19 protein-coding genes and 9 pseudogenes are annotated in these 25389 nt (G+C 45.8%); 17 read left to right on the forward strand and 11 right to left on the reverse strand.

Going from position 1 to position 25389, the window contains the following annotated elements:
• Positions 1–134 precede the first annotated feature (134 nt).
• A complete protein-coding gene (locus ACR42C_RS23145; RefSeq protein ID WP_252076400.1) occupies positions 135–1031 on the forward strand; it encodes a helix-turn-helix domain-containing protein in 897 nt (298 codons plus the stop codon).
• A 140-nt stretch (positions 1032–1171) separates the two neighbouring features.
• Positions 1172–2306 (forward strand): annotated as a pseudogene (locus tag ACR42C_RS23150) (IS3 family transposase); the annotation flags it as partial.
• A gap of 801 nt (positions 2307–3107) precedes the next feature.
• Here the strand turns inward: ACR42C_RS23150 and ACR42C_RS23155 are convergent.
• Positions 3108–3284, reverse strand: a pseudogene (locus ACR42C_RS23155) (IS3 family transposase); the annotation flags it as partial.
• Positions 3285–3960: 676 nt separating this feature from the next.
• On the opposite strand from ACR42C_RS23155, the gene ACR42C_RS23160 reads away from it, so the two are divergent.
• The 7 genes and pseudogenes from ACR42C_RS23160 (at position 3961) to ACR42C_RS23190 (ending at position 9044) form a co-directional block, all read left to right on the forward strand.
• Entirely contained in the window at positions 3961–4452 is a 492-nt protein-coding gene (locus tag ACR42C_RS23160) for an Hcp family type VI secretion system effector (RefSeq protein WP_252076399.1), read from the forward strand.
• 54 nt (positions 4453–4506) lie between these two features.
• The gene (locus tag ACR42C_RS23165) at positions 4507–4914 is read left to right on the forward strand and encodes a hypothetical protein (protein ID WP_252076398.1); all 408 of its coding nucleotides are present in this window, start codon (positions 4507–4509) and stop codon (positions 4912–4914) included.
• Between the two features lie 565 nt (positions 4915–5479).
• A complete protein-coding gene (locus ACR42C_RS23170; protein ID WP_252076397.1) occupies positions 5480–5968 on the forward strand; it encodes an Hcp family type VI secretion system effector in 489 nt (162 codons plus the stop codon).
• Positions 5969–6297: 329 nt separating this feature from the next.
• A complete protein-coding gene (locus tag ACR42C_RS23175) occupies positions 6298–6843 on the forward strand; it encodes a hypothetical protein (RefSeq protein ID WP_252076396.1) in 546 nt (181 codons plus the stop codon).
• Between the two features lie 74 nt (positions 6844–6917).
• A pseudogene (locus tag ACR42C_RS23180) lies at positions 6918–7076 on the forward strand (IS66 family transposase); the annotation flags it as partial.
• Positions 7077–7373: 297 nt separating this feature from the next.
• Positions 7374–8347, forward strand: a pseudogene (locus ACR42C_RS23185) (GGDEF domain-containing protein).
• 529 nt (positions 8348–8876) lie between these two features.
• Positions 8877–9044 carry a hypothetical protein gene (locus ACR42C_RS23190; RefSeq protein WP_333156212.1) on the forward strand — a complete coding sequence of 56 codons (168 nt, stop codon included), beginning with the start codon at positions 8877–8879 and terminating at the stop codon, positions 9042–9044.
• Here the strand turns inward: ACR42C_RS23190 and ACR42C_RS23195 are convergent.
• A pseudogene (locus ACR42C_RS23195) lies at positions 8998–9123 on the reverse strand (AbrB/MazE/SpoVT family DNA-binding domain-containing protein); the annotation flags it as partial. The gene ACR42C_RS23190 and the pseudogene ACR42C_RS23195 overlap by 47 nt on opposite strands.
• Before the next feature lie 60 nt (positions 9124–9183).
• Here ACR42C_RS23195 and ACR42C_RS23200 point away from each other — a divergent pair.
• The gene (locus tag ACR42C_RS23200) at positions 9184–9465 is read left to right on the forward strand and encodes a cytoplasmic protein (RefSeq protein WP_252076446.1); all 282 of its coding nucleotides are present in this window, start codon (positions 9184–9186) and stop codon (positions 9463–9465) included.
• Positions 9466–9901: 436 nt separating this feature from the next.
• Positions 9902–10513: a DUF2913 family protein gene (locus ACR42C_RS23205; protein WP_479985233.1), complete on the forward strand. Its 612-nt coding sequence runs from the start codon at positions 9902–9904 to the stop codon at positions 10511–10513.
• A 90-nt stretch (positions 10514–10603) separates the two neighbouring features.
• On the opposite strand, the pseudogene ACR42C_RS23210 reads toward ACR42C_RS23205, so the two are convergent.
• The 4 genes and pseudogenes from ACR42C_RS23210 to ACR42C_RS23225 form a co-directional block, all read right to left on the reverse strand.
• Positions 10604–10723, reverse strand: a pseudogene (locus tag ACR42C_RS23210) (ISNCY family transposase); the annotation flags it as partial.
• Positions 10702–11422, reverse strand: a pseudogene (locus tag ACR42C_RS23215) (transposase family protein); the annotation flags it as partial. The pseudogenes ACR42C_RS23215 and ACR42C_RS23210, both read right to left, overlap by 22 nt.
• Positions 11423–12218: 796 nt before the next feature.
• A complete protein-coding gene (locus tag ACR42C_RS23220) occupies positions 12219–14486 on the reverse strand; it encodes a M60 family metallopeptidase (protein WP_252076444.1) in 2268 nt (755 codons plus the stop codon).
• 278 nt (positions 14487–14764) lie between these two features.
• Positions 14765–15885 (reverse strand): IS3 family transposase gene (locus ACR42C_RS23225; RefSeq protein ID WP_252076443.1). Its coding sequence is split into 2 segments (ribosomal slippage): positions 14765–15627 and positions 15627–15885, totalling 1122 coding nucleotides; the frame shifts between segments, so codons are not numbered across the junction.
• A gap of 162 nt (positions 15886–16047) precedes the next feature.
• On the opposite strand from ACR42C_RS23225, the pseudogene ACR42C_RS23230 reads away from it, so the two are divergent.
• Both ACR42C_RS23230 and ACR42C_RS23235 read left to right on the forward strand, forming a co-directional pair.
• Positions 16048–16958: pseudogene (locus ACR42C_RS23230) on the forward strand (sensor domain-containing diguanylate cyclase).
• A gap of 324 nt (positions 16959–17282) precedes the next feature.
• Positions 17283–18289 (forward strand): annotated as a pseudogene (locus ACR42C_RS23235) (magnesium and cobalt transport protein CorA).
• Positions 18290–18487: 198 nt separating this feature from the next.
• Here ACR42C_RS23235 and ACR42C_RS23240 read toward each other — a convergent pair.
• Positions 18488–18904, reverse strand: a complete 417-nt coding sequence (locus ACR42C_RS23240; RefSeq protein ID WP_252076442.1) for a type II toxin-antitoxin system VapC family toxin — start codon at positions 18902–18904, stop codon at positions 18488–18490.
• Positions 18901–19131, reverse strand: a complete 231-nt coding sequence (gene vapB, locus ACR42C_RS23245; RefSeq protein WP_407213179.1) for a type II toxin-antitoxin system VapB family antitoxin — start codon at positions 19129–19131, stop codon at positions 18901–18903. The genes ACR42C_RS23240 and vapB overlap by 4 nt, the downstream gene beginning before the upstream one ends.
• Positions 19132–19735: 604 nt before the next feature.
• Here vapB and ACR42C_RS23250 point away from each other — a divergent pair.
• The 3 genes from ACR42C_RS23250 to ACR42C_RS23260 all read left to right on the forward strand — a co-directional run bounded on the left by ACR42C_RS23250 (position 19736) and on the right by ACR42C_RS23260 (position 21550).
• Positions 19736–20020, forward strand: coding sequence for a hypothetical protein (locus ACR42C_RS23250; protein ID WP_479985234.1), 285 nt, complete (start codon positions 19736–19738; stop codon positions 20018–20020).
• Between the two features lie 72 nt (positions 20021–20092).
• The gene (locus ACR42C_RS23255; protein ID WP_035894352.1) at positions 20093–20701 is read left to right on the forward strand and encodes a hypothetical protein; all 609 of its coding nucleotides are present in this window, start codon (positions 20093–20095) and stop codon (positions 20699–20701) included.
• Between the two features lie 66 nt (positions 20702–20767).
• Positions 20768–21550 (forward strand): site-specific integrase, encoded by a 783-nt coding sequence (locus tag ACR42C_RS23260; RefSeq protein ID WP_014172327.1) that lies wholly within the window; start codon positions 20768–20770, stop codon positions 21548–21550.
• A 156-nt stretch (positions 21551–21706) separates the two neighbouring features.
• Here ACR42C_RS23260 and ACR42C_RS23265 read toward each other — a convergent pair whose 3' ends face one another.
• Together ACR42C_RS23265 and ACR42C_RS23270 are read right to left on the reverse strand one after the other, a co-directional pair.
• Entirely contained in the window at positions 21707–22012 is a 306-nt protein-coding gene (locus tag ACR42C_RS23265; protein WP_014172326.1) for a ribbon-helix-helix domain-containing protein, read from the reverse strand.
• Positions 22009–22635: a ParA family plasmid-partitioning AAA ATPase gene (locus ACR42C_RS23270; RefSeq protein WP_479985235.1), complete on the reverse strand. Its 627-nt coding sequence runs from the start codon at positions 22633–22635 to the stop codon at positions 22009–22011. Before ACR42C_RS23270 ends, ACR42C_RS23265 begins: the two co-directional genes overlap by 4 nt.
• A 230-nt stretch (positions 22636–22865) precedes the next feature.
• Between ACR42C_RS23270 and ACR42C_RS23275 the strand changes: the two genes are divergently transcribed.
• On the forward strand, positions 22866–24224 hold the full coding sequence (locus ACR42C_RS23275) for a hypothetical protein (protein WP_479985236.1): 1359 nt from the start codon (positions 22866–22868) through the stop codon (positions 24222–24224).
• Between the two features lie 299 nt (positions 24225–24523).
• On the opposite strand, the gene repE is transcribed toward ACR42C_RS23275, so the two are convergent.
• A complete protein-coding gene (gene repE, locus ACR42C_RS23280) occupies positions 24524–25279 on the reverse strand; it encodes a replication initiation protein RepE (protein ID WP_008502210.1) in 756 nt (251 codons plus the stop codon).
• Positions 25280–25389 lie beyond the last annotated feature (110 nt).

Here is a 25389-nt window from a genome sequence, read left to right on the forward strand (position 1 = left end):
CTGTTAAACCCGTGGCGATTCAGTTTAGATACCCATATAAATACAATCATCAAAAGCATACGTATTGAAATTGTCAACAGACAATAATTATTGTATATTACTTTGTGCTGACATAATTAATTAGGTGTGATAACATGTTAAAGAATGAAAAAAATTTCTCTTTCTCAGTTATTTATAAGCTTTTAAGCTACATCGGAAATAAATCACCTAATATTATTACCGTGATGGAGTTACAAAAGATTTCTGGTTATAGCAAAAGACATTTAACTCGTCTTTTTGTTGATTACACAAAAAAACGCCCTTCTGAATATATAAAAATCATTCGAGCTTACAGAATCTATATTGAGCTGAAATACACCACTGGCACATATACAGAAATATGCCATAAATATAATATAAAAGACAGCCATAACTTTAAGAGGCATTTTCTAAAATTAACTGGAAATATCCAGTCTTGTGTTAATCACACTGATGAAAGAAAATTAATCGGCGGCTTTAAACCTCAAATTAAAATTGCAAAAAAATATTTATCATGTTCCTTTGTTAGCTTGTTTGACCATAACACCCATGCCAAAGGCATGCGCTTTGTTTTTACTCGCTCTATTGATGACATCATGAAAAGTCATTTTGAATTAATCGAGGCTGTTAAAAGCCAGTTTTGTAAGGAATATAGTATTAACCAAGATGAACTATGGACATGTGTCAAATTCAAAGCATATGACAAAACTTCTTATGAGATAACAATAACTCCATGCATTTTGAATGACAAATATAAACTGCCTGTCGGAAGTGATTTGTCTTTAAAAGGAGATTACCTTTGTTTCTCTTGGGTGGGGAAATTACAAGATACTTTTCCCATGGTGAAAAACATATACGATCTTATCTTTCTTCAATTTGGTGCCATACGAAAAGAAGGGTATGATATATCACGAAGAGAAAGTATAGGCGGTATTAGAGATTACTATAAATACACATATTATATCCCCATCGTTATTAATGAATCTATACTTCTAGCACTAGAAGAAAACTGAATTTAAAAAGCACGCCATAATCCGCATTTATATGTACATGTATGAATACCGAAGTTACTGCATCACTGTAATAGCCCCCGTTTAAACCAGACACTTCACCAGTAAGAGATAATCATAGAACTATGTTTAAGGAGTGCCCTGTGCAAAGAATCGAAGTTATCACTGGCGAGCAAAAGCGCCGTCGTTATACTCCCGAAGAGAAAGCCTGTTTTTTGCGCTCGCCATGCAGCCCGGCTACACCGTTTCACTCGTTGCCCGGCAATATGGCATCACACCCAGTCTTCTATTTAAGTGGAAACGGCTCATGAATGATGGTGGGGAAATCAGCGATCGCCGCTGGCAAAAAGGTGGTCAGCATCTCTGAAGTTAAAGCGCTGGAGAAAAAAAATAAACAGCTTGAGCAGATGCTGGGGCGCAAAACGATGGAAGCCGAAATCCTTCGGGACGTGCTTGAGATAGCACAGGCAAAAAAGTTGATATCGCGCATGCCATTGCTACCTCCGGACGATATCCCCTCATCCGAATAGCTGAAATACTACAGGTATCGCGTTCGAATCTTTATGAACGGCTGCTGGAGAAACGCCAGTACCGGTCAGCCCGCTACAACAAAGACGATGACGCCCGACTGTTGCCACTTATCCGCCAGATATGCAGTGAGCGGGTGACGAACGACTATCGTCGCGTGACTGCACACCTCAATCGTGCGCTGAAGGAACAAAACTGGCGGGTTAACCCAAACGTATTTACCGGATCATGCAGGCGAATAACCTGTTGCTGGCAAAATCAGGCCATAAAAAGCCAGAGCGCTGTCATACCGGCGACGTCGTGACATTGAATCCAGATACGCGCTGGTGTTCAGATGGCTTCGAAATCCGCTGCTGGAATCAGGAAGTCGTGCGGGTGGTGTTCAGCCTTGATTGCTGTGATCGCGAAGTTATCAGTTGGTCGGCGACAACAGGCTGGATATACAGCGTTATGGTGCAGGGTCTGCTGACAGAGAGTGCAGAAAAGCGCTTTGGAAATACAATTTACCTGCCGCACGCCGTTGAGTGGCTGACTGATAACGGGAGTTGCTGCATAGCGGACGCAACAAGAACGTTCGCTGCCTCACTCGGGTTCATCGTGTGTACGACGCCAGTGCGCAGTCCGGAAAGCAATGGGATGGCAGAATCGTTCGTGAAAACGTTCAAGCGTGACTACGTGTATATGAATGACCTGCCGGATGCAGTAATCGTAATGGAAAAAATGGCGGAATGGATGGAAGTCTATAATGACTGACATCCCCGTAAAGGGCTGAAGATGCAGTCACCAAGGGAATACAGAAGTTCATTACTTGCTATAAATTAAACGTGTCCGTTTTAGCGGGGGCAACTCCAATCACCCTGTATCCATATGGCAAACTTACATAGCTTTTCACTGATTATTAAAGGGCTTCACCTCATTACGTTAGTTAACTCACGCAGTAAACACATTTAAACTGCTTCCCTTCGCCATTTAATGGGCTTTCACCATCGCGGACTACTACGGAATCTCCGTAAGTCAGGGCGTCATCGGAACCATTCCCCCTTACCATCCATCGCTGACCTCCCCACGTTCACCTACCTAGACTCAGATATTCTAAGCATGCTGCTCATCACAATCTTTGTCTTTGCTAGCATCAAGTTGGAAGAAGTCAGCAACGTGCCCGTGATAGGGCTTGTTGTCCCGTTGTTCTGCTTACATATCAAAACACTTTCGATTAACATTGCATATCTATCAATGTTGGTGTCTTCTGCACGGCCTGTCAGACCAAATATGCCGTGGTGACATTTTGAACCCACACAGGCGTTTTAACGTGTTCATGTTCTTCAGCCTTTCGGCACTCAATCTTGAGGATCGTCTCGGCTTAATGGTCTCGCCTTAATCCCCGTTGTTACATCACCCTGCGGGTATGCTGTAGGTTATTACCGCTCAGGTTCTCCACCACCACACCCAGTGGGAATGTTGGGCTTCTCGTCATGAATTACCGATTCAATATACCAGAAAGACTAGTGGTTCATTTGAGCCTCGACACTCGCCCTTAACTCTGGATGCATTATAATTAATATTGATGAAACAGACCTGATTGGCCCAGACAACGGTAAACTGCCGCTGCACGCCATTAGCAGCTACTCCTGAAGGCCTGACAGTGATACGAGGTGGCGCTTTATAGCCGCGTACAACTTTAATCGGTTTCAGTTGCATGACGCTGTTCTCCCGTTTTTTACCGCAACTAATCAATGATAAAAAGAGAATTTGTTAATATATCAGCTGTATTCACGTGTTAAATCGCATTGCGTATCTCATTTGGCTTAAAAAAATTCAGACGTTTCGTGTGATTGATTGTTTTTTGCACAAAACCATTCCTGGATTTCATTTATCACCTCTTATAAACCCTTATCTCGTGGGGATTGGAGAAATTACACATGCGATTTTTTTATCTAAAAGAGTTGATCTGTGTTTATCAACAACCTCTCCAGCAAAACATTGTTACATATATTTGTTTCCGTTCCATAGTAAAAGTTTTCTAAACTCTTGCTATTCGGCTTCGTCTGAAAAAGACAAGCTTCTAACAATACAGTGTCGGCATGCTAGAGAATGGAATGCGCTCGATTTTATATTCCGTCTTTTTGGTTTATAGCATTAGTTGTAGGTGCTATATTATTAATTCCTGACTGGCATTGAACATTTCATTACATTATAAAATAGGGGATAGTATGTTTAATTCTTCCCAGTGCTGTGGCGCAGGCCTTCTGTTCACAATTAATAAGGTGCCGAACAGGCGTTTGCTCTACCGCCGTATCGAAATTGGTCAGATTTTGCGGACGAATGAATGTATTGCACTGGACGTTAATCTCGCTGTTATCACTAGAGATAAGTACTAAACTCGACGAGTAAAGGAGTTTTTCACATGGCAATTCCAGCTTATTTATGGTTAAAAGATGATTGTGGAGCGGACATCAGAGGTTCTGTTGATGTGCAGAATCGAGAGGGTAGTATCGAAGCTATTGAGTTTGTACACTCTCTAACCATTCCGACAAGTAATAATTACGGTAACTTGACCGGTACTCGCATTCACACTCCCGTGGTGTTTGTGAAGGAATACGATTCGTCTTCTCCGTACCTGTATAAGGCAGTGACAACAGGGCAGACACTGAACTCTGCTGAATTTAAGTGGTATCGCATTAATAATGCCGGGCAGGAAGAGGAATATTTCAACACAAAACTGGAAAACGTGAAGGTTGTATGTGTTGCACCTGTGATGCATAACGTCAAAAATCCCGCGACGGAGAAATTCAACCATATGGAGAGTATTCAGTTGAGCTACGAAAAAATCACTTGGCATTACAAAGATGGCAACATCATTCATTCAGATTCCTGGAATGAACGTGAGACTGCCTGACAGGTACTTAGCTGTGTAACCCCTGCTGATCATATGTTAATTATGGAGTGAACAATGCCTGTATTTGATAATCCAAGGCTTGCCCGTCGCGATGAGTTGGAATCAGTGGTAAGCAACCATTATACGCCTGGTTCGGTTTACATCCCGGCAGTAGGCTGCATCAATCAGACGCTGAAACAGTTCGGTATTGGCCTCAGTTCACGTTCTCTCAGCACTATTGCTGACAACGTCCGTCAGGTCCATGGCGGTATGCGAACAGAGGCTAGCTCATCTCTTCGAGAAAGTGCCGTATTTACCCGCGATACGTTAGACGCTCTTAATAGAGGGCATTTTGGTGAGGCACTGGCTAACACAACAGGTGTGCTGATGAATGCGGCAGGCTGCGCTCTTTACTTCGCTAATTATGACCGGGAGCGTCTGTCGCAACTGTTGCGGGCGTTTTATGACGTTTTTCATCCCTGAATTATCATGCTCACTCACAGACAAGGTGAACTGACAGATTTATTTTCTAAGCGTCCGAGGTGCGGTCTTTCAGCAAAAAATCCAAAATCTACCAACCCGATAGCATGTGCTTTGGTCCCTATTACAAGCAAAACGATGTTCGGTAGCGAGTCTTGGAGTCGACAACCAGAGCGTTACATGGCAAATCCATATCATCCTGCCACAACGTCTGAACACTTACTGTGAAGGTGTCTGTCTCTATCAGACCCGAGGGCATGCGGATATTTTACCGGAACACTTGTTGCAAACAACTTGAGCAGGAAGAAATAGAGACTCGTCGCTTCGATTGGGATATGGATGCCATCTGGTAGTGTTTGCTGGGCCCGCAGTATAATCTGAAGAGCTCAATATGCAACCCTCACATTATTTAAATTTTGATGTAAAACTTCGACCTAAACGGCATCTCATCTGCCTAAAACATGATATCAATACATCATACCAGATTGAGGTGGGAAGATATTTAATCTCCGAGAAAAAAACATCCAATCTCTAAAAGTATTAACTAGCAACCTGAGGAAAATTGAAAATGCCAATACCTGCGAATATGTGGATCAAAGATGATGGTGGTACGGACATCAAGGGCTCTGTTGATGTTCAGAATCGAGAAGGTAGTATTGAAATTATCGGGTTATCCCATGGCTTGACACTGCCAGTGGACTGGGCGAACGGTAAAATCACTGGCACACGTCAGCATTCATCGATGATGCTTGAAAAGGAAATTGATCGCTCTTCGCCCTATCTTAACCGCGCAGCAGTTACTGGACAGACTTTGCAATCCGCCGAAGTCCGTTTTTATAAAATTAACGATGCGGGGCAAGAGGTATGTTATTACATAATCCTTCTTGAAAAAGTGAAGGTTACGAGTGTAAATACTTCTATTCCTAACACGAAACTTTCAAGTTCACAGCTTAACCATGTGGAACACGTCAGTCTAAATTACGAAAAAATCACCTGGCACTACGTAGACGGTAACGTGAAGTTTACAGATGCGTGGAACGAGCGAAAAACATTGTAAAAATAATATACTGTTATCTATATTTATTTAAAGCCAATATTTATTATATTTTTAGACGTAATGCTGGTCGTGCTCAACGATATTTACCGGAAGCACTCACCTTAAAGAGCACCGACAGCGTCGCTTGATTTTATCCCTGGAAGCAGGCGCAGGATGGTAATTACACCTGTCCGTATTGACCGATAGCATTATGATTTTTTACGTTTAACAAGCTTAGAGATGCTATGACCTCTAAGGAAATTTGGCCTCTAAAATAAATCGATTTTAATAACTTACGCTATTGTATTGTTTATCATCATGTTTTATCAACAAAGAAGGTATTTACTTACATGAGGGTTGTTATATTTCAGGGGCAGTATGGGATTTTTCAAACAGCTGGGCTTAATCTGTCAATGCCTGCAGTACAATCCTGCCTAGGACTTTATGCTTTATCAGAGAAACAAGATTATATTCTGTGCGCACATTTTGATTCAGCATTGGGTTTACAAAAAAATTTGATGGATATTAAAGGTGCCTTGGAAGCAAAAGGTATTAATATTAAGGGACTTAAAGCTACAGTTTTTGGCGGAGATGGAAAGCAAAGTTACCTACGGTGCTCTACGCCTAGTAGCTATATTGGATATGAAATTGTTAATTTCATAAAAAAACACGGAGGTATAGCTGAATATTCAAGCCGCTTTTACTCCGGGATTATTCCTAAAACCTTTAACTTTCATTATCGAGGTGGCTGTGAAATAACAGAGGGAATGAATCCTATGGATTTCTCACAATGCGACAAGAGAGCTGCGAATATAGCAAGAGAGAGAACCCGAATAACACCTCATGAATATTCAATTGCCCATTCTAAAATGGAGGATGTAACTCGATTTTATTAAAGTCATCAAGATGATGACCACAACGCAAGGTTATAGCTTGCACCGGTCGCGTAGTTCGATTGTTGTTGGACTGAAAAGGCCTACACACGCAGCTCCATCTTGCTGGCTTCAGCGGCGTTCTGCAGGCCGATACAAAGGCCGGTTTCAATGAGGTGTACCGTACTGGTCGGATAACGGAAGCCGCCTGTAGGGCCCACTCCCGCCGCAAAATCCGCGATATGCACCTCTGCACCTAGTCAACCGTGACACAGAAAGTCCTCAAACTGAATAGTGTAGTGGTTTACTGAATTAGATTACCTTAACAGAGGGGATATGCTTACCTCAGTCCACTATAGGGCAGGATCGTCTACCGGGGCGGGGTCAGTCCAATCTGCTTGCTAACTTTTGGTTTTCTTATGAAAAAGCACCATAGACTCCAACTTTTGAATATATCCTCAATGAACCTTGGCGGTTAAGGGCAGGTTAACACCTTTGAGCTATACTCATTCAGAAGCTCCTTTTCCTTTGACTTTTATTCAGGCAGAACGTACATGCAGACACCCGGCATTCCGGAAAATGAAGAACAGCGTCTGAAGTCCCTGTATATTACCGGCCTTCTGGATACACGTGACGATGAACGCTTTGAGCGCCTGACGCGACTGGCCCGTAAAGCCTTTCAGGTGCCGGTGGCCCTGATTAGCCTGCTGGATCGCGAGCGTCAGTGGCTGCTCGCATGCCAGGGCGTCGGCGTCCGCGAAACCCCGCGTAATATTTCATTTTGCGGACATGCCATTCTGCACAAGGGTCCTTTCATCATTCACGATGCCGCTGCTGACCCGCGTTTCCATGACAATCCTCTGGTCACCGGTGAGCCACATATCCGTTTCTATGCAGGCCAGCCGGTGAGCCTCCCTGACGGCTCAGTGGCCGGTACACTGTGCCTGATCCACACATCTCCCCGCGCCTTCACGGATGAGGACATTGCGTCCCTCCGGGACCTGCCTGCATTGTGGAAGACGAACTCGAGGCCATAAGCATGGCCATGACGGACAGCCTGACGGGCATTCTTAACCGTCGCGGGTTCTATCGTGCGGGCGAAAAACTTTTCCGCACGATTAACCAGCAGGATGCATCGTTCAGCCTTATCTATTTCGGTCTGGACAAGTTCAAACCGGTTAACGATCTCTGGGGACACGCTGAGGGAGACGAGGTGCTTAAGGTCTTCGCTGGCTTTTTACATCAGCACCTCGAACCTGGCGAAATTGCAGGCCGCCTCGGCGGAGATGAGTTTGCCGCCCTGATCCGGCGAAACGGGAATACCGGCTCTTTTCTGCAGTCGCTGAACGCTAGTCTGGATCATTACAATGACACCTCGGGTAAGCCCTACAACATCAATTATTCTTTTGGCGAACTGATCAATAATGCAGACCAGTATGTGACACTGGCGGAGATGATCTGCAAATGTGACGAAGTGATGTACCTGAAGAAAAAACGAAAGACCCTGTCACAGAAAACAGAACCGTGACAACTTCCTTACCGGCTGACCCCAATCCCCAGCCCCGTGGTTCGTCCATACAGCAAAACACACCTTTTTTGATTTCATGACGCATAAAGTCATTTTAGTTTCGTGCTGAGCAATAATGCGTTATCCGAAGTAATTTTCATTAATTGGTGATTTATCTGCACCAATCTCTCTTGTCCTTTTTGACGATCCGAAAACCATCAAAAGTCGGATTCGTCATGGGCACCGTGCCGGAAAGGTAAGAAAAAAAATGACAGATAAGAGTAGTGGTAAGAGGAAAGATTCTGCGGGGATTTTAAGAGATGCTTTGGGCGGGGAGCGGAGATTCGTGCTTAAAAATTCGGAAATTTAATGGAAATAGTTAAGTTTCTTATCATCATGCTTAAGGGATTGTCATTAAATGATTGTTAACTGTATGGTCTACCGTTCAGGCCACCCTGCCGAAACCGTAGATATTTAGGATATCAGCGAAGACATCCAGGACACCAATGCGTTTATATGGCTGGGGCTCTGGCAGCCTGAACCTGCGTTTATGTATAAAGTACAGGAGGAGTTCGGTCTGCATGATCTGGCAGTGGAGGATGCTCTGAATGCACATCAGCGGCCTAAGATAGAGCGCTATGGCAGCTCGGCATTTATCGTTGCGAAGACCGTCAGTGGACAGGGGGACAATATTGAGTTTGGCGAAACTCGTCGCTGACAACATCCTCACGCTCCGCCATAAAGTCCGGATCGGCTTTTTCGAGCTGCGCGAACGAGTCCCAGGTCGGCCGGACGGGATGACTGAACTGAAAATATTATCTATCCTTTCAGTATCATCACACGAATGATTGCAGGTAATGAAAGTCGCTGAAAACATCATTCTGGGGGCGCTGTTGCGAGGTGGATGCATCAGAACCTTTTACCGGGTTGCTGCCTGGCAGGCGGAACACTCGCTGGCGCGAATCCCGGACCTTTATGTCCTGGAGCGCCCCGGAGAGCCGGAAGATTTACTGCTCAGCAACGCTGATTTTCAGGGGCTGGCCCGTTTTCTGATTGAGACCGAAACCTGGGAGGAGGTCAGTGGAGGTTTGTGTTGCGGTGGTGCGACCTGGCTGTTACGTACAGAAGCCCTTACCTGAAGGGGAGCCCGGGTATTCAGGAGCAGCACAGTGTCTGCCGAAACCAGCTTAACCGGAGTGCTATTTATGCCAGACCCGTTTGATACCCTTATCTTCATTCTGCTCATTACCGGCGCCCTGCGTGAAATGGGCTTTTTACATTTTTTCTGAACTGCAGAACTGCGTGTCATTTTTGCATTCTGGTTATCATACCCCTCCGGTTGCATCCCTTTGTTGTGGTTTTCGCCTGTCGTTACTTTTCAGACAGGGAGACGTATGTACCCCGTACGGCATGGTTGACGTGTGTACCGGATTGTGAGGACAATAGATTGTCCGGTCCCTTACGCTGCACCGGATGACTTTCAGGGTTAACGTATACCCGGAGTAAACCACACAGATAAACAGCCGACTGTAATAATCATCCGTGCTGAAGGACAGGCACCGGGCTGAGGACTTTATGCGAGATATGGAAAAAACGGGTCACCTGGCATGGTGTGCTCTTATAGCCCTCATGACAGCCAGGGAAGATGGCCTGGTGGCGTCGGAGTCGCAGGAAAACCTGTTTATCACCCGCTGGTTTGCGCAGGCTAAAAAACAGCGCCGTTTTTCACGTGACGTGGCCTCCGATATTGACTGGATTATCAGTCAGGGCCGGACCCTCGGCGTTCGTGCGCAGCTGCGCCATAAGCTGGATTATCTCTGGCGCAGCTGTACGGATGAACTTTCACAGCAGAACGATCTCTTTCGCCTGACCTACGCGCTGGAGCTGGCGAAGCAGTACGACTGGGTGTATCACGTTCTCAGCGACAGTGAGTGGAGCGGCCGGCGTAAGGTTCAGCCATCGGCGACGGTAAACAGCATCTGTCTGCTGAAAAGCGCGCTGGATACCGGTTTTAATGATGGCGGGACGCAGGTTATGCGATTGCCGGCCAGAATTGGCGGCCGGGCTGACGGGCTGAATGCGCTGCTGAAAAGCTGTGGCTGGGAGGCAGTGCCTGAGTCTGGTGCCTCCCAGCCCCACCAGTATTCGCTGATGACCGGACAGGGAGTGTCAGGTAAGGGGGATTAGTGATGGAGCTGCGCCAGGTCGTCGTCGGTCAGAACGGTCATTTTCATGACGATATTGCGGTCAAATATAATGTGCCTGCTATATCACCTACGATGAAGACAGATATCCGGCCAGCAAAATGGGTGACAGTCGGTCAATCATCACTGCCAGGTCCCGCAGATAAATATGTTTCTGCAGTAAGGTCAGGGCGACCATGCTGCGATGGCCGGCAGGTACAGCCAGCCTTCACCGGGGCGAAGGTACATGATGTCGCCGCCCACTCTGATTCGGACCTCTGTCGTAAAAAAACCTTTTTCAGCTGGTTCTCAGACACCGCTAGGCCGTACTCACAGTAACTGACCTAACTGAACTACCGGCTGGCTTTTGCCGCAGTCCCTGACGGCGCAGGTTGGCAGCAATGGTTTTGATGTTGACTCCGACAGTTCATCAGCCAGACGAGGCGCACCATATCGATATTTTGCTTTAGTGAAGACTATACTGACAGCTGCATCACAAATGAAGTGAAAGTGCTGAAGTCAGCCTAGCTGATGACGACGCAGACGGAAGGCATAACGAATTCCGAAGCACACGAGAAATGGCTTTGACGCAGAACTCCTCCTGATGTTTCTCGATGAAGACATACTTCACTTCAGGCGTTTCGCGAAGTATGTCGCGGCCTTTATGAGGAGGGCCATCTCCTCAGCCGGTTCCAACAGTTGCCGCTTTAGTCAGGCAATTTAAACGGATATTTCCTGCTCACATTCGAAAGAGTTGCGGGCATTGTTAATTTTACTGCACCATGCGTAGAGCTGCGATTCGTAAATACTGAGTTCACAGGCTGCGGCGGCAACGCCGATGCGTTACCGCGAGTTTTAGGGCTTAATGACAAAATTCAGGCGTATATCGCTCACGCGTTTTTTTGCTGGTCATGAGGATTTTATCATGAACCGCCTCTGGTTGAGAGTTTACTCACTTAGTCGTGTGCCCACTATTCGCGGGTGGACTCAGGCATGTCTTGGCTGCAGAAACTGACCAAACACCTCAATGATCTGGATGAAAAGATAGGAAAGTACATGACGGTCAGAGTGTTTAAAAGTCGTAGATTTTTTCATAACCCAAGCCTTTAACCAGACAGTGGCCGCGGAAGAGATGTTACGCCAGCAGGCCACTCGTCGAGAAGGCGCGACGGAACCTGCTGCCCTGCGCGAACAGACGGCGCTTCACCTGAAGCAATTGCTGGCACGTTATGTCCTGCTCAGGTCGTCACAGGAGGGGCTGGATATCTCGCCTAGATCACCGCCATGATATCGAACAGTCGGACTGGTTTGCGCCCGTATTTGCCTACATTGACGAAATAGATAGAGGATTTTTTGATTACTTTTATAAGAATATTTCTTATTACCCAAGTGAATAGTTAACTGATTAATCATTTTTATCATCCTGTAAAGAATTATGCACAAATCTTCTGTGCACTTCAAACAGTTCCTTGAACATAAATGATACCTATGAATTCATGGCAACACACCTTAAATTATTTTTCATCAAAAAACAGTCAAAAAAATAACGGCAACCTAATACTTTTATTATTAAGATTCAATCGGCATCAATACCTAATGTTTTTACAAAACAACATAAATTCTATATGCCCCATAAAAAGAAGGCCACGGAGTAATTTACCATGGCCTCACAAGTACCGGGATAAAAACAACCCGGAATCAGAGATACATTAAAAACGCATATCATACATATTATCAGGGTTCCTTTTCACAAGAGCAGAAGGCAGTTTTTCAAAGTCTTTAATTCCATTGAAATTATAACTACCAATACTATTAATGGTTTGATTTGTTAATGGGAACTTCCAGAAAATATAAAAATCAACCAAATTGAGAGAGGATATTTTAGATGAGATTATAGCCAGTGTGTTCATTTGCTCATCAGCCGTAGCACCAATTGAAAACTCAGGATCATTTCCATTTCCACTCAGATTTTCTCTATATCTGCGATGTAGATCATACATAAACCCCTCGCCAAAAATAAAGAAAAGATGATGAAAAAGATTCTCTTTATTACTATTTGAAAGTTGTGTGTATGAGTCAACATTTTTTAAGGCATTGAAAGAATTACTAAAACTTTTATCATAAGACTCAATTAATGCATCAAGCGTGGAAGAATATGCACGCTCGCCAAATGCATAAATATTTACTGAAACTTCTTGCTGTCCCGACCAGTTCAAGCCTGTTGTCTGAAGATTATGCCCTACCTCATGCCAAATCCCCCAATATGTTCTAACTTCATTTGGCGTTACCATTCTTTTAGTTAGATCTAAATGATATGTGATTCTATTAACATATGTAGTCATGAAGCCACTACTTGAGGGAACAAAATAATATGGGTTTACATCTGGTCGGTGCATGGGATTATGGTCGTTATCTCTTATACCTGCAGCCAGTTCTGTAGGAATCAGACACTCATCATAAGTATCAGCAAGTTCTTGCATATTAGTCACATTCTTAAAAGGTTCAAAATGCAATCTATTAATACCAAGAATAATTCTGTTCGATATCATTTCAAAATAGTTTGTGGATGAATAATTTTCAATCATTGACAGCCAATCTGATTGTTCGGTTTGACGAGTTATGAATACTGGATAAAAAAGAGCGTTTGATGCCATAATTTTAACGTATGCCACTCTGGAATTATCGAGCGAAGATTTTGAAGCAATTTGCAAATATAATGGGTTGCCTAAATTAGAACGAAAACAATTAAGGCCATAACGCAAACGATGACGCTCAGAGCCATCCCATTGACCTTCACGGGCCTCGAGAAAATCATCAGCTTTTGCTTCTTCGTCTCCAACCCATATACATACAATACCCGGTTGGTTGAAACATAATTGAGTAACATTTAGCGGACTTCTTCCTGCTTTGTTTTTTAACCTATCTACTTCAATATCCCATGCAGTTTTTATCGGAAAAGAATATGTTTTTTCAACATGAGTTAATGTAGCTTCACTTCCTGTGAATATAATATGTGGAGAGTTGTTTTCGCTTTTGTCAATAGCTCTTGAGCCAATAAGATACCACGAATTACCATCATTACTACCATAAACGAGAAGATCAGATGAAAATTCATAGAACTCATCAACAACAGGTGTGTAAACAATAGCTTTAATGTCAATAAGTTCAAATAGATCCACTACAAAAAAATTAGGAACTGGGGATTCTGCCTTCCAGAAACTACCCTGAATACCATCAAACATTTTATTCCATCCATCCATGTTGGTTGCATTAGTTACCCTCCATTTACTTCTATCAACAATCACCCCATTAGAATTAATTACATTAAATTCAGATATTTTTAATATTTGCTGGGGAGGAGTATTACTTATTATAGAAAAGCTCACGTATCGCACTGAATTCGATGGGTTAATTTCAGTATTGGCAGTACTTAACTGCAATAACGGTGAGTGTTCTGGTGATTTTGATGATGAAAACTCATGATACACCAAACTCTTCTCCCCCATGAGCGCAAGTGAGATATGTCCATCCTTTCTAAACTTAGCTATTACTTCAGAATTGCTAATATCAATTGTAAGCCAACCATCAGCATCTGTATCTGATGTCGAAAATGTATTAATCAACATACTAGCATGAGGTCGATTCGTATATTTAAAGGTAGTGTTCCAAAATGAATCATCAGGAACGAAGTAAACACTTACATTTCCTATCTTATCATTGTTAGTAGGATGGAGCCTTAAGGTCAACGAACCAATTATATTAGGGATGTTAAGTCTTTCAGCATTAAAGCCTAAGTAAGATATTCTGTGGCCAGGTCCATAAGATTCATCTTTTTTTACAATTAGCTTATCGTCTTCATTTTGTGAGGGAATCGAACTGTTAGCAACGTAAGTATCAAATACAACCAAGTTGTTATATGTTTGAACTCTTGCCACAGGAAAAGATGATATTTGCTCGAACAGTTTCATAGCTGCCATGAGGTAACCTTACTAGTTAGTAGAACAACCCAAGGGACACTATGATCATAGCTTATCTTTTAAATATTTCATGCCTACTAATTTAAAAATACATTAATCACTATGAATTATAATTACAACTTATTAATTATCAACATGTTGTCATTACATTAATTAGCAATCTTACATTAGCATTCTGTAATTAACTGAGATTACAATTTTTAACTTAGAACGTTGATTCAATGTGCTATTTTTCAGGCGTACATCGAATGACCTGCCCCTGGTATTAGATACAACCGTCAGTTAGTAATGTCGGTTTGTTTACCTTCACATTTTCCATTCCGCCACCGTGCTGCAAAGTCTGATGGCGTCTGATAATTCAGTGCTGAATATGGACGACACTTGTTATAATCCTGCCGCCAGTCATTAATGACTTTCCTGGCGTGAACGATATCGCTGAACCAGTGCTCATTCAGACATTCATCGCGAAATCGTCCGTTAAAGCTCTCAATAAATCCGTTCTGCGTTGGCTTGCCCGGCTGGATTAAGCGCAACTCAACACCATGCTCAAAAGCCCATTGATCCAGTGCGCGGCAGGTGAACCCCGGCCACTGGTCAGTTCTTATCCTCGCAGGATAGCCTCGAAATGGCGCAATGCTGTCCAGAATGTGTGTCACCTGCACGCCTGAAATCCCAAAGGCAACAGTGACCGTCAGGCATTCCTTCGTGAAGTCGTCCACATAGGTCAGGCACCTGATCCTGCGACCGGTGACGAGTTCGTCCATGACAAAATCCATCGACCAGGCCAGGTTGGGTGCCGCCAGGCGGAGCAGCGGCAGACGTTCTGTTGCCAGCCCTTTACGACGTCGTCTGCGTTTTACGCCCAGCCCTCTCAAATGATAAAGGCGGTACAAGCGCTTGTGATTAACATGAAGGCCTTCACGGCGCAGTAACTGCCAGATGCGGCGGTAGCCAAAACGCCTGCGCTCCAGTGCCAGCTCAGTGATGCGTCCTGATAAATGCGCATCAGCCGCCGGACGCTGAGCCTCATAGCGGCAGGTCGACAGGGACAAACCTGTAAGCCTGCAGGCACGACGTTGCGACAGACCGGTCGCATCACACATAAACTCAACGGCTTCCCGCTTCTGGTCTGTCGTCAGTACTTTCGCCCCAGAGCCACCTGAAGTACCTCCTTATCCAGCATGGCTTCGGCAAGCAGCTTCTTGAATCTGGCGTTCTCTTCCTCAAGCGACTTGAGGCGCTTAACCTCGGACACCTCAATACCACCATACTTTTTACGCCAGGTATAAAAGGTGGCGTCGGAAATGGCGTGCTTGCGGCAGAGCTCACGGGCAGAAACCCCGGCTTCAGCTTCGCGGAGGATACTGATGATCTGTTCGTCGGAAAAACGCTTCTTCATGGAGATGTCCTCATGTGGCTTATGAAGACATTACTAACATCGCGGTGTATTAATCAACGAGGAGCAGGTCACTGACATGAAAGCTGGTAACCTACCAGCCGCAGAACTGTGATCTATACTTAATCAGATTCAAATACTTCTTATCGGTTTATAAAGTTGAACATCTCAGGTGATCACAAGCAGGCACCCGATATTCCGGACAATGAAGAACAGAGGCTAAAGTCCCTGTATATTGCCGGCCTTCTTGATACCCGTGACGATCAGCGTTTTGAGCGCCTGGCGCGGCTGGCCCGAAAAGTTTTTCAGGTGCCCGTGGCCCTGATAAGTCTGCTGGATCGCGAACGACAGTGGCTCCTCGCCTGTCAGGGAATCGATGTTCGCGAAACCCCGCGTAACATCTAGTTCTGCGGGCATGCCATTCTGCAGGAGGGGCCCTTCATCATTCACGATGCGGCTGCTGATGAGCGGTTCCACGTCCCCCTGGTCACCGGTGAGCCCCACATCAGGTTCTACGCCGGCCAGCCGGCGAGCCTGACGGGCATTCCCAACCGTCGAGGGTTTACCGTGCCGGCGAAAAACTGTTCCGCTCGATGAATCAGCATGAAGCGACGTTCAGCCTTATTTATTTCGATCTGGACAGGTTCAAGCCGGTTAACGATCTCTGGGGACACGCTGAGGGTGACGAGGTGCTTAAGGTCTTTGCCGACTTTCTGCATCAGCATCTTGAACCGGGCGAAATTGCTGGCCGCCTCGGCGGGGATGAGTTTGCCGCCCTTCTCCGGCGAGACGGCAACACCGGAGCTTTTCTGCACGCGCTGAGTGCCAGTCTCGATCATTACAATGACACCTCGGGTAAACCCTACAACATCAATTATTCCTTTGGCGAACTGATCAATAACGCAGACCAATACGCGACGCTGGCGGAAATGATCGGTAAATGTGACGAAGTGATGTACCTGAAGAAAAAACGAAAGACTCTGTTCCGGAAAACGGAACCGTGGCACCTTTCTTTACGGCTGACCCCGATAGCCGGACCCGGGAGTCAGCCGTACCGCATAAATCACCATTCTTGAGTCCATCATATAAAGCCATCTTTATTTGCCTCAATTGCAATAATACCCATACCGCAACAATCCGCCGTTTATCATGATTTTCCGGCAATAATCCTTCTCCTCACCTAGTGAGATCCGAAAAACTACCAACGTCGGATCCGTCATGGGCACCGGTTCGGAATGGTGAGGAAAAAAGTGATAGATAAGAGTTGTGGTATGAGGAAAGATTCTGTGAGAATTTCAAGAGTCGCTTTGCGCGGGGAGCGGAGGTTCGTGCTTAAAAATTTGGAAATTTAATGGAAATGGTTAAGCTTCTTATCATCATGCTTAAGGGATCGTCAGAAAATGATTGTTAACTGTATGGTCTACCGTTCAGGCCACCCCGCCGAAACTGTAGATATTGAGGATATCAGCGAAGTCATCCAGGACACTGATGCGTTTATATGGCTGGGGCTCTGGCAGCCTGAACCTGCGTTTATGTATAAAGTACAGGAGGAGTTCGGTCTGCATGATCTGGCAGTGGAGGATGCTCTGAATGCACATCAGCGGCCTAAGATAGAGCGCTATGGCAGCTCGGCATTTATCGTTGCGAAGACCGTCAGTGGACAGGGGGACAATATTGAGTTTGGCGAAACGCATTTGTTTGTGGGCCGAAACTTCCTTATTACGGTGCGCCATGGTGCTTCAGAGAGCTATGCTCCTATACGCGCCCGTGCTGCAGAGGCCCCGGAGATGCTTTCGTATGGTCCGGCTTATCCTCTATACAGTATACTGTATTCTGTATTCTGTATTCTGTATTCTGTATTCTGTATTCTGGATTTCATTGTTGACAGTTATGCAGAGCTGGCAGCGCGCCTCAACTCAAAAATTGGTGATATAGAAGCGACACTTTTTCACAGTGAATTTGACCGTGAAGCTATTCAGGACGTGTATTCACTCCGCCGTAATCTGCTCGGGCTGCGCAACGCCGCTCAGCCAGTAGAAGAAATCTGTACAGAGCTTATCCGCATTCATGAAGAACTTATCCCAAAACCCCTCAGGGCGTATTTAGAGATATTCAGGATCACGCACGCCATGTAGTAACGGATGTTAATGACATGCGTGAGATGCTTAGCAGCGCGATGCACGTTAACCTGGCACTGGTTTCAGTGCAGCAAAACGAAGTCGTGAAGAAACTGGCCGGTTGGGGGGCCATACTCGTGATCCCGACGGTGGTTTTCAGCATGTATGGTATGAACTTCGACCATATGCCGGAACTCAAGACGCTCTATGGCTATCCGGCCACAGTCGCTGTCACGCTGGGAGCCTGTGTTTTACTGTGGCTTAAACTCAAACGCTCTCGCTGGCTTTGATGGATAATTTATTGAAAGACAGTATTTTTACCTGATAGTTTTCATTGCTGTGGTGTACATGCTTTTATCGATTATGCCACAGCAGTATATTCCATCTTTTATTTCCCCTTTATGCTTCAGGACATTCCCGTTCATTCAGAGCATCCACGTCCGACTCTGGCACAAAGCGGACATCAGATCGAAGAAATTCTTACGCTGCTACTTTACCCAGTCTTCCAGCACCAGGCCCGGCACCCGCTCAAACTCCCGCGTATTATTCGTCACCAGTACCGCACCGGCGGCAATGGCGTGTCCGGCAATCGCTGTGTCGTTCGGGCCGATCGGCGTCCCGGCGAGGCGCAGCGCCACCTTTATCTCAGTGGTCGCGTCCACTGCGGCGCGGTCCCACGGCAGGATGGCATCGAGGCGGCTGCAGAATTCATCAACCAGCTGCACGTGACGGGGCGAAGCCTTCGGCCCGGTGGCGCCGAAGCGCATTTCGGAATAGGTGATGGCCGAGATCACGATGCGCTGGCCGCGCAGCACCGCCTGCTCCAGGCGCTTCAGCACCGCTTCCGGCTGCTCGCGCATGATGAATGAGCAGATACAGGTGTCGAGCATATAGGTCTTGTTCACAGGTCAAATCGTCCTTCGTCGGTGACAATGTCCTCGCGCTCCGCCATAAAATCCGGGGCAGCTTTTTCGAGCTGCGCGAACGAGCCCCAGGTCGGCCGGACGGGACGCAGGATGATGCTGTCCCCTTCCCGGACGATCTCCAGCTCGCTCACTCCCTCAAAATCCAGATCGCGGGGCAGACGGATGGCGCGGTTGTTGCCGTTTTTAAAAATGGATACGGTTCTCATTATTCTCTCCCGGGTAAGTGTGGACATGTAATGCATATCCTGAATGAGGTTCATTGCACCGGGTGTGTGCATATGTTCAGTATAGGCAGATGTTCAGCATATGTATAGATGTAGCATATGCAGATGGTGAGTATATGCGTATGTCAGGCCTATGCAGATGCCAGGCATATGGATATGTCACGCATATCCAATGTTCTATCTTTTTTAGCGGAGATCCGAAAAAAGGTAGTTCCGGATCTCCGACAGGCGCCCCGGCGCGCTGCGGCGCAGAAACACAAGATGTGCCACTCGGTCAGCTGAGATTAATTCTATATGTTGTGTTTCACCCCTTCCTAGAGACCACCCGCGCACCACCGGAAAAGGGCGGTGTGGTTATTCCGTGTGCGTGGTACACTTCCGAAAACTTCGCTAAACGTGAAAAGTCGGATCTGACCGGAACGACCGTTCGTTAATTTAATAACGTGGTTATATGCCTGCTTATTATCAGCATAAAAATGATGACGGCAGGGGAAAATCTTACGGCGTGACTTTCAGGTGCGTGAGCTAGCGATGGTTACGTGATGTAACTATTCCTAATCTAACTGTAATTATAGGATTATTAATTATGTCGAATATTCACAGTGGTAAAGTACAAATCGGCTTAACGATGATGCGTTCAGCACTTCTAGCGCTGGGACATCAAAAAGTTTGGATCAGGGATTCGGGTCCATCTGTCCAAATCATCACATGGGACGGTTTTATTGCCGCTCAACTTAACCAGTACTCCCAGAGCTGGGAAATTCAACCAGGTGCTAATGCCACATTCAGCAATCCGAAAGGTGCTGAACCAGATGATGCTAAAGAACTGACAGAAGAATGGACATTTCAACTTTCGACAGTCTATCCATAGCGGCCCTGTTTCCGAAGCAACACCGTAATAGTTGGCGGGATTTCACAGCAGATCATCGGAAAAGAAAAAGCTATGAAAAAGAAAAAAACGTCAGAACCGGGGTTACTGGCAAGCGACAGCGACTGGCACAACAACGCATGTTTGAATTACATGCGTGATCACGGCACAGCTTACACTGAAGGTTACAGGCGGGCTGCTGACATTCTGATTAAACACATTGATGAATCCGGGCGGGACCAGGATTTTCTGGTTTATCCGGTGTTGTTTCTCTACAGGCATCACATCGAACTCCTTATCAAACAGATTATCGGATTGGCTCTGGCACTGGCAGAAGAGCCAGATAAATACCAGTACAAAAAAGATAACCATAACCTGAATACCTTATGGCCGCTGGCACAAAAGCTGATCCTGGAGGTTGATGGTAGCTACCGAACTTCCGATTTAAAAATCGTCAAAGAGGTGGTTAAAGCTCTTCATCAGGCTGACGAACGAGCGACAGATTTCCGATATGCCAGGAGAAATGACGGCACCCGGAGCCTTGAAGGAATTCATTACGTCAACACCCGCCGCTTTGGGGAAAAAATGGGCGAGGCTTCCGATTTACTTGACGGGGTCGACAACGGCCTCCGGTACTTGCTGGACTGTAAGGCCGAATGGAATCAAATTCTGGACAGCTTCTGACAGCCAGAAACGGCGCGAAAAACCATCAGACTTACCTGAACAACTAATGATACTGAGATACCGATCATGACTGGCCTCATACCTTCAGCAACTTCTCAGGGCTCAATGGCCGCCCTGCCAGTGACCATCGACTATCCCGCAGCACTGGCCTTACGGCAGATGGCGCTCGTTCAGGACGAACTACCGAAATACCTGCTGGCGCCGGAAGTGAGCGCCCTGCTCCACTATGTGCCCGATCTGCACCGTAAGATGCTGCTGGCCACCCTCTGGAATACGGGCGCCCGCATTAACGAGGCACTGGCGCTTACTCGAGGGGATTTTTCGCTGGCGCCGCCCTACCCGTTCGTGCAATTGGCCACACTCAAGCAGCGGGCGGAAAAAGCGGCCCGAACTGCCGGCCGTTCGCCTGCCGGCAGTCAGACGCATCGCCTGGTTCCGCTTTCTGATGCGAGCTATGTCAGCCAGCTGGAAATGATGGTGGCCACTCTGAAAATACCTCTTGAACGTCGTAACAAGCGAAGCGGCAGAACCGAGAAGGCACGTATCTGGGAGATTACCGATCGGACGGTCCGCACCTGGCTCAGCGAAGCGGTTGAAACGGCTGCGGCCGATGGGGTGACGTTCTCCGTGCCGGTGACCCCGCACACATTCCGCCATTCCTACGCGATGCACATGCTTTACGCAGGCATACCGCTGAAGGTGCTGCAGAGTTTAATGGGACATAAGAGCATCAGCTCGACGGAGGTGTATACGAAGGTGTTTGCGCTGGATGTGGCAGCACGGCACCGGGTGCAGTTCCAGATGCCGGGCGATGAGGCGGTGGCGTTGCTTAAAAAAACAGGTGACTAAGATAGCAAGGTAATAAGATGTAAGTTACTATCTTACTATCTTACTATCTTACTATCTTACTATCTTACTATCTGATTAACTTAGTAACCATGCTACCTTTAACTACCAACCTCACAAGTTATTAAGTTATTAAGTTATTAAGTTATTAAGTTATTATTACTTTAATCTCGATTTTTCAATCAGTTGAGAGATTTCTTCTCGTGATAAATTTTCTAATGCCATCACTGCAGCTCTAACTACATCGGATCTATTTACTCTCCTGTTCCCTGATAACATCTCTTCCTTAATGACATTATCGATTGAGTTAAGATTCTCTTCAGCAAGAGAGATACTGACTGGTTTTGCTTTACTAGTCGCAGATTTATTACTTGGTTCATCTGGATTTTTTGCAGTGAGGCCAGCTGTGCCTCCGTTTATAAACGAAGCTTCGTCTCTTGGCGGTGTATGTGCTCTATTCCTCACAGAATGATCTCCTTAACCAGAGCTTCAATTTCTTCTTGGGCTTTGATGTTTTGTGTTTCAAAAATAGTCATTGATTCGGCCCAGGCATCCCTGTGAGCTTTTCTGTCACACACGCGAGCATTAGACAGATTCATTTCCGGAAAGTCTTTGAGAACATCCGCTGCCTGATTAGCTTCATTAACGAACATGTTAGTTGGTGTCATATTCAATACTAAATACCCACGTACAGACTCGTTGAAATCTTTAGCTGCAGTAAAAACAGAGCATGTATGTGGTACGACATCCAAATCCATTTGGGACGGTCGTAAAGGGGAAATAAACACATCTGCAGCCATTAATCCGCTTCGCATCTCTGCACTGTCACGGCCAGCACAATCGGCGATTACAAAGTCATAAGATTTTTCATGCTCTTTTAGCATGGCTTTGATGTTGCCGGACGCTCCAGTCACAGGCATATGAGGCAAGTTCTCTGGTCGATTGTTATACCAGGTCAGTACTGATTTTTGATCGTCGGCATCTACAATGAGAACTCGCTTTCCTTGCGCCATAAGATATGCAGCGATAGAAACTGCGAGCGTACTTTTACCTACTCCACCTTTTTGACTACCAAGAACAATGATCATATTCCGCACACCTTGTTTGTTATCTTATTAAGATAATAGGATATTAAAAAATAATTTTCAATATCTCCGGCGCTTGTATCTTGCTATCATGTTAACTTGTTATGTTAATAATGTAATGTAATTCAAGAAGATATTATTAAGTTTAAACACTTACTATCTTAATAAGTTGTTATGATATCAAGATGATATCTTGATATCATAATCACACTTTTGAGTGAAGGAGTAAATCAATGGACCTTGTGTGGAAAAAAAATCCAAGGGGAAGGCTTGAAAGGAAACTGAATCTGGCAGAGAGAGAGGCATTGCTGCATGTTTTCAGCAACAGTCGAAAACCCGCTCAGGCTGATTTACGTATAGCAAATTCTGTGCTTGAAGAAATGGACCGCCGTAAGCTGTGGTTAAAATGTGATTGCGTCGAACATGACCCGAACATTGAAGGTCCTTTTAACTGCGAGGTTAACGTTGCCAGGTTACGCCACGTCAAGACGACAAGACAGCATGATGAACAGTGCCCTTTGTTCAGGCTAAAGAAAAGTAAGGATGCTGATAACACTATCACTGAAGGAAAAACCAGCCCATTAAATCCGGTTGGCGGGAATGATTGGTTACCTGACAAGAAGAAAGACAACAGAATCAACGCTGTGGAAGGGCCGGTAGTGCCCCGTAAGCGTAGACGCAAAACTCTTAAACCCATTCCGGCTCTGGGCCGAAAATTGCTGACTCTCATTCAGGCAGCTGGCCTGAACCAACTTGAACTAGTACCTGAATATAAAAGTCCGGGGTTAGTCGGTTCGGTCAATAGAATAAAAGAAGTTCTGGATGAACATACAATGGGCAATGGAAGACAGCTTAATATGCTGTTCAGTTGCGCGCCCTGGCTGTCCCTCGAACGGATTAACGACATGCTGACTCAGCTGGAAATTTCACTACAGACTGATAGCAGTGATAAGGAGGCATGCGTGTATATCATTGGTATTGCGACCGATGCCAATCGGGAAGAAGTAACCTTTAGCGTTCGTAGTAATACTTTTATCCATAGGCCTGAAGCCCGAGTCAGTATCAATGGAGAAAGCACCTACAACACTGGCAGTCGGGCCCCATACTGGGCAATTCTGGAATACCGCAGAGGTAGGGATGGTAAGGTTTACTGCCATGAGGGCTATGCGCATGCCGCGTATACGCTTGATAATCCTGTGCCTGTGGATAGCAACAAAGAACGCGACACACTGAAGGTAATAATAAACGCCAGCAGCTATGCTGGTCGTCAGGAAAATCATCCGGATGCTATCAGCCTCAGCAAGCCACTTTTTACGTCTAAAAGCACTAAAAATGGGGTGGAGGAGGTCATTCATCCTGACTTCATACTGAATGTGGTTCCGAGCAAAGAAAACACAGTTACCACTTTCATCATCGAAACAATGGGCTCTGAATCCGAGGAGTATGTCGAGCGTAAACTACAAACACATAGCTGGATGGAGCAGGAAGGTGTGCTCTTAACTGATCCTCCGGGCTGGCCAGAACATTCAGACAGGACATTTAACAGCTGCCTGCTCAAACACATTTTTAGTGCAGGGAAAATGCACCAATAGTTACAGGCAGCGGTTTTGAATTCAAATAGTGACAATACACCCTCAGCCAGAAGTGGAAAGGGCGCTCTTAAGTGTGACAAACGACACTCAGGGCTGAGGGGAAATGTGACAAGCTGCACTGAACTAAGTGTGACAAATTGCCCTCATTAAGTGTTTCTAAAGCACAAAATAGGTACCATTTAGTTCCTGAAAACCAGTCAGGGCAAAGGAAGGCAAACTTTTCTGTGACAAATCACCCTGAGAGCTTTAACTCTAGTGTGACAAACCACCCTGCTAATTGTGACAAATCACCCTCAAGCTCACTCAGGTGTGATCGACATTATGTCGCTGAAAGAAAAGACTATATGAGTCGTCTGGCGGCCTTTCTTTTTCTCGATATAAGACAGGCGCATTGGCGTTCTGCTGTTAATCTCATCGACACTCGCCTGCAGGAACCGACGGCGAAAGTCCGGCATACGCTGATAACTTTGCGGAAGCTGATAGCGCTCCATGATCCAGTCTATTTTCAGGGATACCACGCCAGAGCCATCCGGCTTACGGTACTGGCATAGTGACTCGTACAGGCGCATGGCATAGGGATTTGTGATCTCTTTCGTTTCACTTAGTCGGAACTGTGTGAAACGGTTCTGAAGGCCAATAAAGAAAGGAATGAGGTACGGGTTAATATGGACGCTGTAAAGCCCTCTGGAGGGACTATGGGCACGTTTGATGAACCAGGGAAAGGACTCATAACCTTTTTCTTCCCCGGCATCCTCTTCAGGCCGATAAAAGACCACTTCTTTACCCGCGAATCCCTTGAGAGCCTGACGGATATCTTTGCTGGCCTCGGCGGAGGTCAACCCGAAGGTTTCAGCATACTTGGCGACCTGAATTTCACATATCCCGTCATGCTCCTGGAGCGTACCGTCAGATTTTCTGATCTGGTCCACAAAGAGATAAAGCATACGCTTTTGATCGCGAGAAAGACTGTATGCCGCCTCAGTCAGTTCGTTTGACTGGACAATTCGCGGGCTATTCTTACGTTTTTTATGGTTGATAACCGCAACTTCCGTCATGACAGGTCCGTGTAAAGTGTGACAGGAATTTAGATTGTCACACTAATTGAAAAAGAGTCAACAGGTTGGGATAACTTTGTGGAATACAGCAAATCATGAGGGCAATTTGT

This window comes from Enterobacter sp. MG-EB028 (genome assembly GCF_056673305.1).

What these genes read in the sequence shown, in the direction of transcription:
- ACR42C_RS23145 (WP_252076400.1), top strand. Translation starts at nt 135, where the DNA reads ATGTTAAAGAATGAAAAAAATTTCTCTTTCTCAGTTATTTATAAGCTT.
- ACR42C_RS23160 (WP_252076399.1), top strand. Translation starts at nt 3,961, where the DNA reads ATGGCAATTCCAGCTTATTTATGGTTAAAAGATGATTGTGGAGCGGAC.
- ACR42C_RS23165 (WP_252076398.1), top strand. Translation starts at nt 4,507, where the DNA reads ATGCCTGTATTTGATAATCCAAGGCTTGCCCGTCGCGATGAGTTGGAA.
- ACR42C_RS23170 (WP_252076397.1), top strand. Translation starts at nt 5,480, where the DNA reads ATGCCAATACCTGCGAATATGTGGATCAAAGATGATGGTGGTACGGAC.
- ACR42C_RS23175 (WP_252076396.1), top strand. Translation starts at nt 6,298, where the DNA reads ATGAGGGTTGTTATATTTCAGGGGCAGTATGGGATTTTTCAAACAGCT.
- ACR42C_RS23190 (WP_333156212.1), top strand. Translation starts at nt 8,877, where the DNA reads ATGTATAAAGTACAGGAGGAGTTCGGTCTGCATGATCTGGCAGTGGAG.
- ACR42C_RS23200 (WP_252076446.1), top strand. Translation starts at nt 9,184, where the DNA reads ATGAAAGTCGCTGAAAACATCATTCTGGGGGCGCTGTTGCGAGGTGGA.
- ACR42C_RS23205 (WP_479985233.1), top strand. Translation starts at nt 9,902, where the DNA reads ATGCGAGATATGGAAAAAACGGGTCACCTGGCATGGTGTGCTCTTATA.
- ACR42C_RS23220 (WP_252076444.1), bottom strand. Translation starts at nt 14,486, where the DNA reads ATGGCAGCTATGAAACTGTTCGAGCAAATATCATCTTTTCCTGTGGCA.
- vapB (WP_407213179.1), bottom strand. Translation starts at nt 19,131, where the DNA reads ATGAGAACCGTATCCATTTTTAAAAACGGCAACAACCGCGCCATCCGT.
- ACR42C_RS23250 (WP_479985234.1), top strand. Translation starts at nt 19,736, where the DNA reads ATGTCGAATATTCACAGTGGTAAAGTACAAATCGGCTTAACGATGATG.
- ACR42C_RS23255 (WP_035894352.1), top strand. Translation starts at nt 20,093, where the DNA reads ATGAAAAAGAAAAAAACGTCAGAACCGGGGTTACTGGCAAGCGACAGC.
- ACR42C_RS23260 (WP_014172327.1), top strand. Translation starts at nt 20,768, where the DNA reads ATGACTGGCCTCATACCTTCAGCAACTTCTCAGGGCTCAATGGCCGCC.
- ACR42C_RS23270 (WP_479985235.1), bottom strand. Translation starts at nt 22,635, where the DNA reads ATGATCATTGTTCTTGGTAGTCAAAAAGGTGGAGTAGGTAAAAGTACG.
- ACR42C_RS23275 (WP_479985236.1), top strand. Translation starts at nt 22,866, where the DNA reads ATGGACCTTGTGTGGAAAAAAAATCCAAGGGGAAGGCTTGAAAGGAAA.
- repE (WP_008502210.1), bottom strand. Translation starts at nt 25,279, where the DNA reads ATGACGGAAGTTGCGGTTATCAACCATAAAAAACGTAAGAATAGCCCG.